Genomic DNA, 15,406 nt, shown 5'->3' with positions numbered 1-15,406 from the left:
CTATGATGGAGAAATAGTGCAATACAGCATTGAATTTGAAAGGAGGCGGCGTAGTGGAAAATGCAGCGATTTTGCTTGTGGACGATGAACAGGCGCTGCTGGAGCTGTTGCAGACGGTGCTGCACAAGGAAGGTTATACGAATATTGACAGCGTCGGCACAGGAGAAGCGGCGATTGCTGCCTGTACGGCGAAAAAATATGATTTAATCGTCTTGGATGTGATGCTGCCGGGGCGCAGCGGAATCGAGGTATGTCCGTTTATCCGGCAAACGACAGATGCTCCGATTTTATTTTTGAGCGCGCGCACTTCCGATTTCGACAAGCTGACCGGCTTTGCCATCGGAGGTGACGATTATATTGCGAAGCCCTTTAATCCGCTTGAGGTAGTTGCGCGTATCAGGGCGCAGCTGCGGCGGTATTTTGGCGCGTCTACTCCAGTCAATGGCGGCAGTGCGGCGGAGATGGAGCGGGGACCTGCCAGCCCTATTTTTGATTATGGACGATTTAAGGTGGATGAAGCAGCGGGCGAGCTGACGGTGGAAGGGCAAGCGGTAGCCTGTCCGGCACTCGTGTTTCAGCTGCTATTGTTTCTATGTAAAAACCCGAACCGGATTTTCAGCAAAAGCGAGCTGTACGAGAAGGTTTGGGGCGACGACGCCTTCAGCGACGATAATACCGTGATGGTTCATATTCACCGGATTCGGGAACGAATTGAGGCTGATCCTTCTAATCCGAAGTTTATCGTCAATGTGAGAGGGCTTGGCTACAAGCTCGTTCAAGGGCCGCTGCGGGAGAATGGCACGCGATGAATATGCGGCGGCAATTGACGTTGAGATTTGTCCTTCAGCTGGGGATAGCGGGCACAATCGTATTGCTTATGTCTGCTGTAACGGTAGTCTGGATGCTGCAAAAGTTTAACGAAATTAGCATTACGCGTGATTTTGCCAGCGTTGGGCTGGAGAGACTAGTTGAATCGTCGGAGCTTGGACCAGAGGGGATTCGCTTTGATCCCAGCCTGCTGAAGCAGGTGAAGGAAAATGGCGGCTGGCTGCAAAGTCTGGATGAGCTCGGACAGGTGGAAAGCTCCTATAATACGCCTGCGGATGTTCCCAAGCAATATGGACCGGGCGAGCTGGTCGCTTATTGGACAGGGAAGCAGCCGTTTGCTTACCATTTGGCCGTATGGATTCAACAGAAGAACGGTAGGCTGTACACGCTCGTTTATGGCGCGCCTAATTATATGAAGCCGATACTAACGCAGGTGAACGAAGGCGGATTTACCGCTCAAGGCGGTCAGCTTTTAATTCCTGATGCGATGGGAACCGAGCTGAAGAAAGGCCAAGTGTTCGTGCAACTGCTGGATCAGACAGGTACGGAGCTTGCTTCCTATAATAAGCCGGACGCCATTCCGGTGCAATATACCGTTCAGGAGCTGGTGCTTCGGACGCTCTACTCCGACAGATACGGCTATCTCATTCAATCTTCCTACAATGAACAGACGAAGCAGACCTGGATTGTTGGGCAAAAAAATACGGGAACAGGGGCCGCGGGCAAGAAACCGCTCATTCCGGCCGAAGCGCAAATTGTCATCATTGGCGTCGTTGCGATGTTCGCCGCGATGCTGATCCTGTTCTTGCTGCTGTCGCTATGGCAAGCGCGGCGGTTTGGCGCTCCTTTGCTGCATATGCTGGTATGGCTGGATGCCATCGGCAATGCCGTTTACCAAGAGCCGCTGGATCGCAAGGGTTTGCCGCGCAGCCGGATGCCTTCTGGCAAATGGCGGCGGCGATACCGTGTTTTCGCCGATGTCATATTATCCATTGATAAGCTGTCTGCTGCTTTGCAGCGCGAGCAGGAAATGCGGAAGCAGACGGAAAGCTTGCGGGAGGAATGGATTGCGGGCGTGACCCATGATTTGAAGACGCCATTGTCCTCCATTACGGGCTATGCTCATCTGCTCGTGGAGCCCAAATATGATTGGTCACAGGCGGATGTGCGCAAATTTTCAGCAACGATGCTGGAAAAATCGGCTCATATGGACATGCTGATCAGCGACCTGGCGATGACCTATCGGTTAAAGACGGGGATTTTGCCGCCCGAGATCGAGGAAGTGGAATTGAATGGCTGGCTGCGGGACACGCTGCAGCTGGCAGCAGATGATCCCCTGTTTGGCAAAGGTCGAATCCGGTTCCAAGCATCTGCTCAGAAAGCTGTATGGGTTCAGCTCTATACCCCGTGGCTGGAGCGTGTCGTTAACAATATTGCTGCAAATGCGCTTCTTCATAATGCGCCGGATACGGTTTTGACCGTCTCGTTAATCGTTTCGGAGGAGAAAAAGCATGATAGTGTGACGATCAAATTTGCCGACAATGGTGGCGGAATGGACGAGAGCACGCTGAATCGGCTGTTTGAACGGTATTATCGCGGCACAGATACCGCCTCCACGCCGAATGGCTCGGGCCTTGGGATGGCGATTGCCAAAGGGCTGACAGAAGCGATGGGCGGCAAAATCACGGTCGTGACTACTCTGGGGCAAGGCACGATCATTCGGCTCATTTGGAGAAATACGATAGTAAGGACAGATGCGGCTGGAGCCTCCGAGTAGAGGAGCTTTAGAGGAGAAAATGCCCTTTTTGCTTCCTTCCGGTTTGGGGGAAGGTTGGAATGGTGCAAGGCTGGATGCATAAAGCTTCCAGCCTTTCTTTTTTAGTCGAGTGATGCTTTTGTTATATTTTATAGTTTTTTTGCGTAATGAAGAATGCCATGAAATCAACGAAATAAGCTTTTGATTTGCCGAGGAAGAAAAAAAGAATGGCACAAAACCTGACTTGTTTTTTATTTTCGCGCTTAAAACGGAGTTTTGACACAAAATCTCGGATTTATATATCAACTGATGTCACATGTCACTTCTTATAACTTTTAAAGAAAACTAATGTGACAATGGACGAATTGAATATTTTTTTGCATTTTTATCAAGAAAATTCTTTTAATATGCAGATGAAAAAGGTAAAATGAAAAAAACTCATTGTCGGTGCAGTTCGATAGTGCGCGGTCGCGGTAAAGCGGCAGTTTTCAAGCAGACCAATTTAGAGTGAAGGAATGATTTCGAAAATGACAGTCGTTGTTGCAGAAGAAACATTAAACCCTTATAAAATTGCCCAGCAGCAAATCGATACGGCGGTTGCCCATCTGAAGCTGCCTGAGCATGTGACTCAAATTTTGAAGCATCCGATGCGCGTGTTGTCCGTTAACTTCCCGGTTCGTATGGATGATGGTACTGTACAGGTTTTTGAAGGCTACCGCTCCCAGCACAATGATGCGATTGGGCCGACTAAAGGCGGCATTCGTTTCCACCCGGACGTTACGCTTGATGAAGTTAAAGCATTGTCGATGTGGATGAGCTTCAAATGTGGCGTTGTTGGCTTGCCTTACGGCGGCGGCAAAGGCGGCGTTATCTGTGATCCTCGCAAAATGAGCAAAGGCGAGCTGGAACGCGTAAGCCGCGCATTTATGGAAGCTATTGCCGACTTTGTTGGACCGGATAAAGATATTCCTGCACCAGACGTGTATACGACGCCGCAAATTATGGGCTGGATGATGGACACGTACAGCAAGATGAAAGGCAGATATTCCCCAGGTGTCATTACGGGCAAACCGCTTATTATCGGTGGCTCGAAAGGTCGTAATGAAGCGACAGCTCAAGGCTGTGTTTATACGATTTTGGCGGCGCTCCAAGATAAGCATCTTCCGGTACAAAATGCGACTGCAGCTATTCAAGGCTTCGGCAACGCAGGAAGAATCGCAGCTCGTCTGCTTAGCGAAGCAGGCTGCAAAATCGTGGCGATCAGCGATTCGCGCGGTGGCATTTACGATCCAAACGGATTGGACATCGATCAAATTTCCGATCTTAAGGACAATGCATCCATTTTGGACTACGGCGAATCCTTCGTCATTTCCAACGAAGCTTTGCTTGAGCTGGATGTTGACATCTTGGTACCAGCTGCGCTGGAAAATGTAATTACAGCTGCAAATGCAGACCGCATTCAAGCGAAAATCATCGCTGAAGCAGCCAATGGCCCAACGACGCCAGAAGCAGACCGCGTTCTGTTCCAGAAGGGCATCGTCGTTATTCCTGACGTCCTTGCAAATGCAGGCGGCGTTACGGTATCCTATTTTGAATGGGTACAAAACCTGATGAACTACTACTGGAGCGAGGCTGAAGTGCTTGAGAAGCTGGAAACAAACATGATCCAGTCTTACGTGGCTGTTCGTGATTTGGCGAAAGAGCACAGCACTGATCTTCGTACAGCGGCTTATATGATTTCCATCAAGCGTATTGCTGCAGCGATGGAAGCAAGAGGCTGGGTGTAGAACGACCTTTAATTACGGATCGGCTTGCAATCATTTTTACAATCAATAAAAGGTGGCGATACACATGGCTGAACAAATTCGCATTGGCATTGTAGGTTACGGCAACTTGGGCCGCGGCGTGGAGCTTGCCATCAAACAAAGTCCGGATCTGCGTCTGGATGCTATCTTTACCCGCAGAAATCCAGATTCCATTCCGTCTGAGACGAAAGCATATTCCATTGAAGACGCAGAAAAATTCACTGGCGACATTGACGTTATGATTTTGTGCGGCGGCTCGGCAACAGACCTGCCGGAGCAGGGTCCTGCTTTTGCCCGTCTGTTCCACACCGTCGACAGCTTTGATACGCATGCCCGCATTCCTGAATATTTTGAGCAGGTAGATGCAGCTGCGAAAGCAAGCGGCAAAATCAGCGTCATTTCCACAGGCTGGGATCCAGGCTTGTTCTCCCTTAGCCGTCTGCTGGCGGAAGCGATTTTGCCGGAGGGCAAGGAGTACACGTTCTGGGGCAAAGGGGTAAGCCAAGGCCACTCCGATGCGATTCGCCGTGTCAATGGCGTCAAGAATGGCGTGCAATATACGATTCCTGTTGAAGAAGCGGTCAATCGTGTGCGGAGCGGGGAAAATCCTGTGCTCACAACGCGTGAGAAGCATCTTAGAGAATGTTATATCGTAGCAGAAGAAGGCGCAAATCAAGAAGCGATTGCCGATGAAATCCGCAATATGCCGAACTATTTTGCCGACTATGATACGGTTGTGCATTTTGTAGACGAAGCGACGCTGAAAGCAGAGCATTCCGCAATGCCCCATGGCGGCACGGTACTGCGCAGCGGCAAAACCGGAACGAACAGCACGCAAATTATTGAATTTGGTCTTACGCTTGACAGCAACCCTGAGTTCACAGCAAGCGTGCTTGTCGCTTATGCGAGAGCAGCCTACAAGCTTGCTCAAGAAGGTGGAGCTGGCGCGAAAACCGTCTTTGATATTCCGTTCGGCCTTCTGTCGCCGAAATCCGCAGCACAGCTGCGTAAGGAATTGCTGTAATTCGTTCCACAACAAGCTAGCTTGCATTTTTTTGCTAGTTGCTATTAAAGAAAAAAAGCCGTCCTTCAGCAGTTCATTCTGCTAAGGGACGGCTTCTTTTTTTTGCTGTATTGGCATGGAACAGCTAAATCGGCACTATTTGAGCAGGCATTACTTCGAATTGCATATAACGCATCCGTGACAAGTAAGATAGATGCCATGCTTCCCGCATTGCGGATACCCTGGTGGAATCGTCGGCCAATCGTCTCCTTCTTCAACGAGAGACCAATCCTCATAATGAGTGGCATCGACATCCTCGGGTCGAAAGGCGGAAACCATCCGGCCAAACCGCTCTAGCGTGCTTTTGATATAGTCCAGGTTCGGCTCGTAGCTCAGTTTGCTCCAGCCTAAACGCGCCAGCGCTCCGTCTACAACCCGAAGCAGAAACTGCTGATTGGATGAAAAATCATCCGGGTCCCACGGCAGCTCATCGAGGCTAAAGCCGACGGTTCCAATGCCGACTATGTTTTGATCGCGCTGAGCCAACCAAATGACAAACTCTTTCTCGCGGTTCGTTTGTGCAAGCGCCGATCCACTAAGCGCAATAACATCCACAAATACAGAGGTGAAAATATTGGACATGTGAATTTCTTCATCGTGTAACTATTCAGGCAAAACGCCCATTTTCACCAGCTGCTCCTGCAAATCCGTATAGCCAGACATTATGTAGGCGGGAGCGTGCTCGGTTAACGGCTGCACTTGGCGGTGGTTGAACCAAATGGAGATCCAGCCTGCTTGCAGGGCGCCTACTACATCATTATTCCAAGAGTCGCCGATGTAGATGCTATTCTCGGGCAGTGTGCCTGTACGCTCATTCACCAGCTTGAAAATCCGCGGGTCGGGCTTGTCCCAGCCGACTTCGCCGGAAATGAACTGACGGTCACGCGGAATCAAATCGTCGATATCCATCGCTTCGATTTTGCGGCGCTGATGGGCGCCAGCTCCATTGGTAATGAGGCCAACGATATACCCGGCTTTTACAAGCCGCTCAAGCATGGCTTTTGCCCCCGGAAACATTATGATGTCGTATTGGCAGCCAATGTAGGCAGCCTGCATCGCTGCGGCCTGCTCGTCCGTGAGCACTACATCGAACTCGCCTAGCGCCAGCTGGAAGCGGCGCGTCCGCATCAGCTCCGTCGCAGCCCCAGCCTCCAGTGCGCCAGCGCCGCCCATTTGCTCAGACAGCACATCGCTGTAATGCCGCATGCGGCGATAGGCTGCTTCATAGGGGAAGGCTTCGCCGAGCTGAAGCACTTCTTGTACCGCTTTAGTGAATGGGGGCAAATGGTCATATAGCGTATCATCCACATCGAAAAAAATGCCTTTTACAACGGGAGCTGCGGAATGTTTTTCTGGTGCAGCGTCATATGCGAATCTATTTGTTAAGCGGTTATCCTTCACGGCGAGTTCTCTCCCATTTTCGTCTATTTCATCGTTAGTTGCTCTAATAGTAACCCAATTCGTCCTCGCCTTGCCAGCAGCAATTGCGTTTATACAGGCGCAGCTCCTCTCGGGTGGCGTGCGAAAGCGCATAAATTTTTTTCAGCAGAAGCTGGCGGGCTAAATAATACAGCTCAACATCACTGGCATTTTTGCGAAGAATGAGGTCGATCATATCGCTTGTCAGTTCTGTTTTCGGCGGGCGGTTTTCATTGGCGTTTTTTTTTGAATAGACTTTCGGCTCCCAGCCCATTGTTTTCATAAACAAAAATTGCGATTCCGCATAAAGCTCAGTAATGCCAGCAAAAGAAATGTGCTGCTCCAAATTCCTGATGGCCAAGTTCAAATTGGGGGTCGTGCTGCCCAGCTCTCCGCTCAGAAAACGGGTTTGTACATTGACATATTCGGGATCGAAATACGGATTATTCAAAAACTCCTCGAACGTAAGATAAGGATTGTAGTTATCGGGATAACGCTTATTTTTGTATTTAAAATAAAAGAAGGAGGCGATCTGCTCCACCGGATCACGCAGCATCGTTACATATTGGCAGGGGCGGGCGGTGGTATAGTGGAGGCCGAAGGGGAGGTGGCCGCATAGCGCATCGGCCTGTTTGAGGGTTTGACGCAGCAAACCGGGTTTATCCGCTACCTGAAAATAGTAAACCGCAATCGGGCAATGCTCGACAATCGCCTGCGTGAAGGAGGTTCCTCCGGTTTTCGGAATGTGTGCATACAGCAGCAATGGCTCCTTGGATGTTTTCATGATGCTGCACCTCGCCTCATTTGTAAAAAAGTAGTTGGTGCCAAAGCCGCTTACAAGCAGCCGTTGTCTCTTAAATAATCTAAAATGAAGCGGACAGATTCCTTAGGCGTATGCTTGTCGCTTGCGATCATTATTTCAGGATGCCCTGGCGCTTCGTAAACGGAGGAAATGCCTGTGAAATCATGGATTTTACCGGCACGTGCTTTTTTGTACAGGCCCTTCGGGTCCCGGCGCTCACATTCTGCAAGCGGGCATTTGACATAAATCTCAATAAACTCGTCCTCGGAAAAAAAGGATCTGACCCGCTCGCGATCGGCCCGGTAGGGGGAGATGGCAGCGACCAGCACGATCAATCCGGCATCGGCGAACAGCCGGGCGGCTTCGCCAATGCGGCGGACATTTTCCCTGCGGTCCTGCTGGCTGAAGCCGAGCCCTTGATTTAAGCCAAGCCGAAGATTGTCCCCATCCAAAACATAGCTGTGCATATGGCGCTTAAACAGCTCATGCTCTACTTCGAAAGCCAAAGTCGATTTGCCAGAGCTGGGCAATCCGGTAAACCATAGCACGCAGCTTTTATGCCCGTTCAGCTGATGCCGCTCGTCCTTGCTTACTTTGGGCAAGTGCCGCTCATTAGGGGGCGTTTCATGTTTCATATTTCCACTTCGCTTCCGGAGGGCGCTACGGTCCTTTTTGTACTAAAATATGTTGCGCTGTGACAAGCGTTCGTACAAAAACACAAAATCAGGCACAGTGGCCTGTGCCTGATTTTATGGAGACGGTACTGCCCGTTTATGCCGGCCATATTGCTTTGCTGGACAGGTGACGCTGAGTTCTCCTTCATCTCGATTGAACCTGCAGCGCTAGCGCAGCAAATAGCCGCCGTCGGGATGCAAGGTCGTTCCTGTCGTGTAGCTGTTCGTCATTAAATAGACAACCGTATGGGCGGCTTCTGCCGCTTCCCCAACTCGGCCCAGCACATTCATATTCGTGTAAGCATCATAGGAGGCATCGCGGGTTGCCTGCTCGGCGCCCTCCCAATTAAATGCCGTATAAATCGTGCCCGGCGAGATGACATTGGCTCTTATTTTCTTCGGTGCGAGCTCGACAGCTAGCGCCTTCCCCAAGCTTTCAATCGCGCCGTTGCAGGCGGCATAAGACGCGCCATCCGCGAGCGGCCGCTGGCTGAATGCGCCTGACATGAGCACGACAGAGCCGTCTGAGTGAATATAAGGGAGAGCGTATTTTACCGCATAATATTGCGGCCAGAACTTCGCCTTGAAGCAGCTTTCCGCTGTCGCTTCATCTGAAGTGATCGGCCCCCGCACATACGAGGCTCCCGGAGTGAACAAGTGGTCGAAGCTGCCGATTTTCTTGAAAAAGAGTTCCAGCTGGCTGTTGTCGCGATTATCCAGCGCATGCGTCTCCACCTTGTCAGAGCTAAGCGACTGACGGGCTGCTGCCAGCTTCGCTTCGGATCGTCCGGCAATGACGACGGACGCCCCTTGATCAAGTGCCTGCTGGGCCGTCGCCAGGCCAATTCCCGAGCTGCCGCCAATAATGACGACGCGTTTATTTTTCAAAGATAGAATAGTCATAGGTAAGCCTCCTGATTTTCATCGATGGGCGAATTTCGCCATTACCGCTATTATTGAAGAGATCATAAGCGCTGCCAAGTACGCAGTTTTTTCGTACATAGTCCGAAATTTCGTACCATCAGCAAGCGCGCGGAGGTTAGGCGGCAGGTGTGCAGAATTGGCATTTAGCTGGTATGATGGTAGAGAGAGGAGTAGACTAGGATGAATTTACAAGAGCCGAGATTGGCAGGAGTTATTGCAACGCTGGAAGTAATCGGAGGCAAATGGAAGCCGCTCATCCTGTTTATTTTACTCGTAGAAGGTACGAAACGGTTTGGCGAGCTGCGGCGGTTAATTCCCGATGTGTCGCAAGGAACACTTGCGAAGCAGCTTCGTGAGCTGGAGGAAGACGGGCTTGTGCAGCGCGAAATATTTCAGGAGATCCCGCCCCGTGTGGAGTACAGTCTGACCGAGCATGGACTTAGCGTATCGGCAGTGCTGGACAGCATGTGCGGCTGGGGCAGGAAGCATGCCCGGTTTGTGCAAGAGCTGGAAACCAATAAGGCCACGGATTCCCAGCCAGCGGCATCAGCCGAGGTGAAAGGGAGTACGGACCGGACGTATGAGGAGATGAGTTCAAATGCAATTTCGTAATTTAGGAAAAAGCGGTTTGAAAGTCAGCGAGATCAGTCTGGGAAGCTGGTTGACATATGGGGGTTACGTGGAGCGGGAAAACGCCGTTAAAGCGATTGAGACCGCCTATGGCTTAGGCATTAATTTTTTTGATACCGCCAATGTGTATGAGCGGGGCGAGGCCGAGAAGGTGATGGGCGAAACGCTGCGTGCGTATCCCCGCGAATCCTACGTGCTCGCAACGAAAGTGTTTGGCAAAATGGGCGATGGTCCGAATGACCAAGGGCTGTCCCGCAAGCATATTACGGAGCAGTGCCATGCCAGCCTGAAGCGTCTGGGCGCCGACTATATTGATCTATATTACTGCCACCGCCATGATCCGAATACGCCGATGGAGGAGACGCTGCGCGCATTGGACGATTTGGTTCGCCAAGGAAAAGTGCTGTACGTCGGCATCAGCGAATGGACAGCGGCGCAGATGGCGGAAGCGCATGCGATTGCCGATCGTTATTTGCTGGACCGCATTATAGCCAATCAGCCGATCTATAATATGTTTAACCGATACATTGAGAAGGAAGTCATCCCTTTCGGGGAGCGTGGCGGTATTGGCCAAGTGGTATTCTCGCCGCTGGCGCAAGGCTTGTTGACGGGCAAATACAGCTCGGCAAGTGAGCTTCCGGCGGACAGCCGGGCAGCAAAGCTTGAGAACATGCGTAAAAATGTGACCGACGAGAAAATCGCCAAGGTGCAGCAGCTGGGCAAAATCGCTGCGGAGCTAGAGCTGTCGGTTGGACAGCTGGCGCTGGCCTGGATTTTGCGCCAGCCGAATGTGTCCAGTGCGCTTGTGGGAGCCAGCCGTCCGGAGCAGGTCGAAGAAAATGCCAAAGCGGCGGGTGTAGAGCTTAGCGCTGACGTTTTGGAGCGAATCGAGGAAATATTGGCTTAATAAGTGATTGAAATTAGTGAGCGTAAATAGAGCTGGCCGCTTGGGGGTTATTCCTCAAGCGGCTGTTTCATTTGGAAAGAATCCATATTTTCATTTTTTATAAAATAACGCGGTTAGAGGGGGAGAAATAATTGTTCCAAAAAAAATGAAATATAAAGCAACAATAAGGAAGAATCGACTTCCTCCGAAGTGAATCTTATATGCACTGTTTTCATCGAATGCTGCACGGCTGGAGAATTGCATCTGGATGTGATGGTTGCTGAGATCACCCTGTTTAGGATGCTCTTACCATTTTGTGAGGACTGGCGTTCCGCTATTCTGGCTTTTATCCCGAGTTTAGGCCGTAAGCGGACAGGAAATCCGTTATCGTCTGCATGAACCCGTCAAAATGGCCATTTACAGCGCAATAGCGGCTCCTGTGTCCGCAGCCTGTGCCATAACCCGTGATTTTGTTGAAATAGCTGCTGCTGTGTCCGCCAACAGACAACATGGACAGCCTTTTATTAGATTTGTATAAACGATTGTTCTATTTTGTCCATTGCTCTTTACTGGAATAGAAGGCTACAATGAATAATATAGTGAGAATGAATATCAAATTCAAGATCTGGGAGGAACAAGCGTGTCAGAACAGCTAGAATTATACGATGTAACGATTATTGGCGGCGGTCCAGCAGGACTTTATGCTGCTTTCTATAGCGGGATGAGGGACATGAAGACGAAGGTGATTGATGCTCAAGAAGAGCTGGGCGGACGAATGCTGATTTACCCGGAAAAAATGATTTGGGATGTAGGGGGCGTCACCCCGATTTTATGTGAGAAGCTTATTGGACAGCTCAAGCAGCAGTCGCAAACCTTTGACCCGACCATTGAGCTTGGGCAGCAAATTCGCAATTTGACGAGGCTTGAGGACGGAACGTATATGCTTGAAGCATCTACGGGGGAGAAGCATTGGACGCGCACCGTTATTTTGGCGATTGGCCGGGGCATCTTGAAGATGGCAAAGCTGGAGCTGGAGGGCGCCGAGCGCTACGAAGTATCCAATTTGCATTATACGGTGCAGGAGCTGGAGCCGTTTCGAGGCAAGCGGGTGCTTATTTCCGGCGGCGGCAACTCGGCTGTCGACTGGGCGAATGAGCTGGAGCCGATTGCGGCGCAGGTGACGGTCATTCATCGCCGGGAGTATTTTGGCGGCCATGAGAAAAACGTCATCAAGATGAAAACCTCCTCCTGCGATGTCCGCACGCCATGGGAGGTCACGCAGCTTTACAGCGGCGACGGATCGACGATCAGTAAGGTAACGGTGAGACATTTGGAGACGGAGGAAACAGAGCAGCTGGAGGTAGATGCTGTCATCGTTAACCACGGGCTGAAGTCCGATTTCAGCGGCATTAGAGATTGGGGCATCGGCATGGATGAGTGGTGCGTATACGTCACTCCTAATCTGGAGACGAATTTGCCAGGCATTTTCGCCGCAGGCGACTTTGCTTCTTATGACAGCAAGCTGAACCTGATTGCCGGAGCGTTTACGGATGCCGCGCTAGCGGTCAACAGTGCCAAGCTTTTCATAGACCCGAAGGCGGATGGGGTTGCTTACGTATCCTCGCATAATTCCCGCTTTAAGGAGAAAAATCTAGCCCTCGGCGTTAAAGAAGAAGATGCTTAATGAAGGAAAGAAGATTAGCTTAGATAGGATGTGAAAAATGATGCTGCTCTCTTCGGCAAATGCTGGCCTGCCTAAGGCCCAGCATAGCTTCTATATGCCTGTGCGGCTGCGGGAGCTTCAGCAGGGCCTGGATGAAAAACATCAGGAAGAAGCGGCTCCTCTCTACCGTATGCTCATCGTGTGGGGCGGAGAGGGCGCGCTTTACATTCATAACTATTATCATGAGCTGTCCCGTGGCAGCGTATGGCTTAGCGGCCCTTCGCTGCCTAAGCTTCAGATAGAGGCGCATACGGAATTGCGAGGCATTTTGCTGGAATACAGCTGTATGCCAGCTGCTGGTGAAACAGGAGCGGGGCTGGAGCATCCGGCTCCGCTGCAGCGCTGCCCGGCGGTCATCCTGCGGCTTGCGAGCGAGCTGGCGAATGTGTGGAATCAATGTGATTCCCATTCGCCTTTTTGCGTTCAGCAGCTTTTTACGCAGCTGCTTGCCGAGCTGCACCGGGAGCTGGCAAGCCGGCAAAAGCCCGCCAGCTCATGGCTGGAGCAAGCAGAAGCTTATATCGAGCAGCATTTCAGCGAGGATATAACGCGGGAGCAGATGGCGAGCCGCGCGGGGGTCAGCCCAGAGCATTTTTCGCGAATGTTCCGCAAGCATACGGGCCGGACATTCAATGCCCATTTGACGCTGCTGCGCATTCGCAGCGCACAGCAGCGCTTGCTGGCCGGAACGGCCCATGATCTCGGCACGCTGGCGCAGGAGGTTGGCTACAAGGAGGGCGTTTATCTCAGCCGCAAATTTAAGGAAGGCATCGGCTTGTCGCCGACGGCTTATTTGCGCAAAAACAAACGGCTCGTTTCGCTGAATTTGAACCATACCGCGAGCCTAATGGCGCTCGGCATTATTCCGGAGCTCGGCGTATATACGCCCTGGCTGGAAGGGATGCGAGGAGGCTTGCAGTCGGGGAGGCACCAAAGCCAAAGCCAAAGCCAAAGCCAAAGCCAAAGCCAAAGCCAAAGCCAAAGCCAAAGCCAAAGCCAGAGCCAGAGCGGGAGTGGGAGCTTCAATCCGTATGGGCATACGCCGCAGACGTTTTACGAGGCGATTGCAGCAGCTAAGCCGGATATCATCATCAACTACAGCGGGGCTGAGGAAAACAGGAGGCTGCTGCCGCTTGCTCCCGTTATCGAGCTGCCTTTTCAGACGATGAGCTGGCGAGAGCAATTTTTGCTGATTGCTGGCATTGTAGATCGCAGACAGCAGGCGGAGAACTGGCTGGCGCAATACGATGAGCAGATCTACATCATTAACCGCCAGCTTGACCGAGAGCTGGGCAGCAGAGGTACGGCAATCGTCTGGGAAATTGGCCGCAATACAGCCTATTGCTTCAGCAGCAGCTTTGGAAGAGGCAGTCAGGTGCTTTATGATGACATGGGCTTTCGCCTTCCGGCAAAGCTGGTGGAGCAAAATATTTCCGCCAAGGGCTTTATTGAAACAGGCATTGAGCTGCTGGCTGCTTATCCGGCGGATCATATTTTTATAACAGGACCGCCAACTAACCCTGACGACAAGCAGCGGCTGCGGCGTTTATTCCAATCGTCAGGCTGGAGAAAGCTGGACGCTGTACAGGGAAACCGCGTACATGTGCTGAAGGAGAAGGGGCAGTTTTACGGGTATGACCCGTTGTCCTCGCAGGCGCAGCTGCAGGAGCTGATAGGCTTGCTGGCACCGCATCACAAATTTGCATAGTGCCGGATCATTTTAAGGCATAGTCATTTGCTCGCTTACACGTTAAAGTGTAAATGAGAATGATTATCGACATAAAATGAGGGGGATTTACACGTGTTTTTGAAAAATCAAAGCCAAAATCATAAGCGCCGCATGGCTGCTATGCTGGTTATGCTGCTGCTATGCGTAAGCATCTTTACCGCATGCGGTACAGCAGATTCGAACGAGACTGGCAAGGCGAATGCTGGGAGTGAAGCGACAGCGCAGGCATCCAGCGAAGCAAGCGATGGCGGAGCGGCAGAAGCAACACCAGAGGCTAGCGCTGATCCTAATGAGGTCAGAACGATTTCTACCGTAAAAGGCGATATTGAAATTCCGGCTCAGCCGAAGCGCATCGTGGCTGAAGAGTACCTCGGCAGCTTGATTGCCCTTGACGTTGTGCCAATTGGGGCGCCGGGATTAACGCTGAAAAACTATTATTTTAAAGAGGCGCTTGCGGGCGTTGAAGATACGGGGGAATATGGCAAGCCGTCTGCAGAGAAAATTGCAGCTCTTGCTCCCGATTTGATTATTACGGGCAATGGAGAAAGCTACGAGCTGCTCAGCAAAATTGCGCCTACCCTCTTTATTCCGTATGGCGATCTCAAAAATGCTCATGAAGAGCTGACGTATTTCGGGAAGGTGCTGGGCAAAGAGCAAGAGGCGAAGACATGGCTGGAGGAATTTGACCGTCGCATTGCTGAAGCGAAGGCGAAGGTTGATGCGGCCATTCCAGCAGACGCGACCTTTTCCATTTTTGAGCATATGGAGAAGTCGACCTATGCCTACGGAGATAATTTTGGACGTGGGGGCCAGCCGGTGTATCAGGCGCTTGGACGCAAGCCGCCAACCGAAATAGCAGACGTCATTATGGAGAAGCAGTGGGCCGAGCTGTCAGCAGAGATTGTTCCGCAATATGCTGGGGATTATATTATCATGACCTCGAACGACTGGACACAGGCTGATTTTGAGGCTGATCCGATTTGGAGCAACCTTCCGGCAGTGAAAAATGGCAAGCTGTATGTATGGCCGGAGGAGCGTTCATGGTACTACGATCCGCTCGCGGTTCTGGCTCAGACTGAGGAGCTTGCGGAATGGCTTACTAAAGGCAATTAAACATTAACTGCATTAAGCATCCAAAATGAAAAGCCGCCGAAGCGATCTCGGCGG

14 protein-coding genes and 1 pseudogene are annotated in these 15,406 nt (G+C 51.3%); 9 read left to right on the top strand and 6 right to left on the bottom strand.

All coding sequences use genetic code 11. From position 1 onward, the window contains the following. Nucleotides 1-53 precede the first annotated feature (53 nt). The 4 genes from ASF12_RS06660 to ASF12_RS06645 all read left to right on the top strand — a co-directional run bounded on the left by ASF12_RS06660 (nucleotide 54) and on the right by ASF12_RS06645 (nucleotide 5,413). Complete coding sequence (locus ASF12_RS06660; protein WP_056031203.1) at nucleotides 54-809, top strand: response regulator transcription factor; 756 nt, start codon at nucleotides 54-56, stop codon at nucleotides 807-809. Then, on the top strand, nucleotides 806-2,605 hold the full coding sequence (locus ASF12_RS06655) for a sensor histidine kinase (RefSeq protein ID WP_056031200.1): 1,800 nt from the start codon (nucleotides 806-808) through the stop codon (nucleotides 2,603-2,605). Before ASF12_RS06660 ends, ASF12_RS06655 begins: the two co-directional genes overlap by 4 nt. A 506-nt stretch (nucleotides 2,606-3,111) precedes the next feature. Next, complete coding sequence (locus ASF12_RS06650; protein ID WP_056032926.1) at nucleotides 3,112-4,371, top strand: Glu/Leu/Phe/Val family dehydrogenase; 1,260 nt, start codon at nucleotides 3,112-3,114, stop codon at nucleotides 4,369-4,371. A 64-nt stretch (nucleotides 4,372-4,435) separates the two neighbouring features. Then, the gene (locus ASF12_RS06645; RefSeq protein WP_056031197.1) at nucleotides 4,436-5,413 is read left to right on the top strand and encodes a diaminopimelate dehydrogenase; all 978 of its coding nucleotides are present in this window, start codon (nucleotides 4,436-4,438) and stop codon (nucleotides 5,411-5,413) included. A 150-nt stretch (nucleotides 5,414-5,563) separates the two neighbouring features. Here the strand turns inward: ASF12_RS06645 and ASF12_RS35030 are convergent, their stop codons facing one another. The 5 genes from ASF12_RS35030 to ASF12_RS06620 all read right to left on the bottom strand — a co-directional run bounded on the left by ASF12_RS35030 (nucleotide 5,564) and on the right by ASF12_RS06620 (nucleotide 9,250). Next, nucleotides 5,564-6,034, bottom strand: coding sequence for a hypothetical protein (locus ASF12_RS35030; protein ID WP_056031194.1), 471 nt, complete (start codon nucleotides 6,032-6,034; stop codon nucleotides 5,564-5,566). A 21-nt stretch (nucleotides 6,035-6,055) separates the two neighbouring features. Then, on the bottom strand, nucleotides 6,056-6,853 hold the full coding sequence (locus tag ASF12_RS06635; protein WP_327204899.1) for an HAD family hydrolase: 798 nt from the start codon (nucleotides 6,851-6,853) through the stop codon (nucleotides 6,056-6,058). 43 nt (nucleotides 6,854-6,896) lie between these two features. After that, complete coding sequence (locus ASF12_RS06630) at nucleotides 6,897-7,655, bottom strand: sulfotransferase family 2 domain-containing protein (protein ID WP_056031193.1); 759 nt, start codon at nucleotides 7,653-7,655, stop codon at nucleotides 6,897-6,899. A 50-nt stretch (nucleotides 7,656-7,705) separates the two neighbouring features. After that, nucleotides 7,706-8,308 (bottom strand): adenylyl-sulfate kinase, encoded by a 603-nt coding sequence (cysC, locus tag ASF12_RS06625; RefSeq protein WP_056031190.1) that lies wholly within the window; start codon nucleotides 8,306-8,308, stop codon nucleotides 7,706-7,708. Between the two features lie 207 nt (nucleotides 8,309-8,515). Continuing rightward, complete coding sequence (locus ASF12_RS06620; protein ID WP_056031187.1) at nucleotides 8,516-9,250, bottom strand: SDR family oxidoreductase; 735 nt, start codon at nucleotides 9,248-9,250, stop codon at nucleotides 8,516-8,518. 201 nt (nucleotides 9,251-9,451) lie between these two features. Here ASF12_RS06620 and ASF12_RS06615 point away from each other — a divergent pair. Continuing rightward, nucleotides 9,452-9,778: pseudogene (locus ASF12_RS06615) on the top strand (winged helix-turn-helix transcriptional regulator); the annotation flags it as partial. Between the two features lie 91 nt (nucleotides 9,779-9,869). Beyond that, complete coding sequence (locus ASF12_RS06610) at nucleotides 9,870-10,808, top strand: aldo/keto reductase family protein (protein ID WP_056031186.1); 939 nt, start codon at nucleotides 9,870-9,872, stop codon at nucleotides 10,806-10,808. A gap of 325 nt (nucleotides 10,809-11,133) precedes the next feature. Here the strand turns inward: ASF12_RS06610 and ASF12_RS34290 are convergent, their stop codons facing one another. Continuing rightward, on the bottom strand, nucleotides 11,134-11,298 hold the full coding sequence (locus ASF12_RS34290) for a hypothetical protein (RefSeq protein WP_155972839.1): 165 nt from the start codon (nucleotides 11,296-11,298) through the stop codon (nucleotides 11,134-11,136). 129 nt (nucleotides 11,299-11,427) lie between these two features. Here ASF12_RS34290 and ASF12_RS06605 point away from each other — a divergent pair, with 129 nt between their 5' ends. The 3 genes from ASF12_RS06605 (at nucleotide 11,428) to ASF12_RS06595 (ending at nucleotide 15,352) form a co-directional block, all read left to right on the top strand. Continuing rightward, nucleotides 11,428-12,471 (top strand): NAD(P)/FAD-dependent oxidoreductase, encoded by a 1,044-nt coding sequence (locus ASF12_RS06605; RefSeq protein WP_056031183.1) that lies wholly within the window; start codon nucleotides 11,428-11,430, stop codon nucleotides 12,469-12,471. A gap of 37 nt (nucleotides 12,472-12,508) precedes the next feature. After that, a complete protein-coding gene (locus tag ASF12_RS06600) occupies nucleotides 12,509-14,218 on the top strand; it encodes an AraC family transcriptional regulator (RefSeq protein WP_056031181.1) in 1,710 nt (569 codons plus the stop codon). Nucleotides 14,219-14,317: 99 nt separating this feature from the next. Next, nucleotides 14,318-15,352 carry an ABC transporter substrate-binding protein gene (locus ASF12_RS06595; protein ID WP_235533103.1) on the top strand — a complete coding sequence of 345 codons (1,035 nt, stop codon included), beginning with the start codon at nucleotides 14,318-14,320 and terminating at the stop codon, nucleotides 15,350-15,352. Nucleotides 15,353-15,406 lie beyond the last annotated feature (54 nt).

This window comes from Paenibacillus sp. Leaf72 (assembly GCF_001422685.1).
Taxonomy (GTDB): domain Bacteria; phylum Bacillota; class Bacilli; order Paenibacillales; family Paenibacillaceae; genus Pristimantibacillus.
The sequence above is the reverse complement of the archived record's forward strand: the minus strand, read 5'-3'. Positions and strand labels throughout refer to the sequence as shown.

Excerpts from the sequence above, each read along its gene's own strand:
- ASF12_RS06655 (WP_056031200.1), top strand. The coding sequence starts at position 806 with ATGAATATGCGGCGGCAATTGACGTTGAGATTTGTCCTTCAGCTGGGG.
- ASF12_RS06650 (WP_056032926.1), top strand. The coding sequence starts at position 3,112 with ATGACAGTCGTTGTTGCAGAAGAAACATTAAACCCTTATAAAATTGCC.
- ASF12_RS06645 (WP_056031197.1), top strand. The coding sequence starts at position 4,436 with ATGGCTGAACAAATTCGCATTGGCATTGTAGGTTACGGCAACTTGGGC.
- ASF12_RS35030 (WP_056031194.1), bottom strand. The coding sequence starts at position 6,034 with ATGTCCAATATTTTCACCTCTGTATTTGTGGATGTTATTGCGCTTAGT.
- ASF12_RS06630 (WP_056031193.1), bottom strand. The coding sequence starts at position 7,655 with ATGAAAACATCCAAGGAGCCATTGCTGCTGTATGCACACATTCCGAAA.
- cysC (WP_056031190.1), bottom strand. The coding sequence starts at position 8,308 with ATGAAACATGAAACGCCCCCTAATGAGCGGCACTTGCCCAAAGTAAGC.
- ASF12_RS06620 (WP_056031187.1), bottom strand. The coding sequence starts at position 9,250 with ATGACTATTCTATCTTTGAAAAATAAACGCGTCGTCATTATTGGCGGC.
- ASF12_RS06610 (WP_056031186.1), top strand. The coding sequence starts at position 9,870 with ATGCAATTTCGTAATTTAGGAAAAAGCGGTTTGAAAGTCAGCGAGATC.
- ASF12_RS34290 (WP_155972839.1), bottom strand. The coding sequence starts at position 11,298 with ATGTTGTCTGTTGGCGGACACAGCAGCAGCTATTTCAACAAAATCACG.
- ASF12_RS06600 (WP_056031181.1), top strand. The coding sequence starts at position 12,509 with ATGATGCTGCTCTCTTCGGCAAATGCTGGCCTGCCTAAGGCCCAGCAT.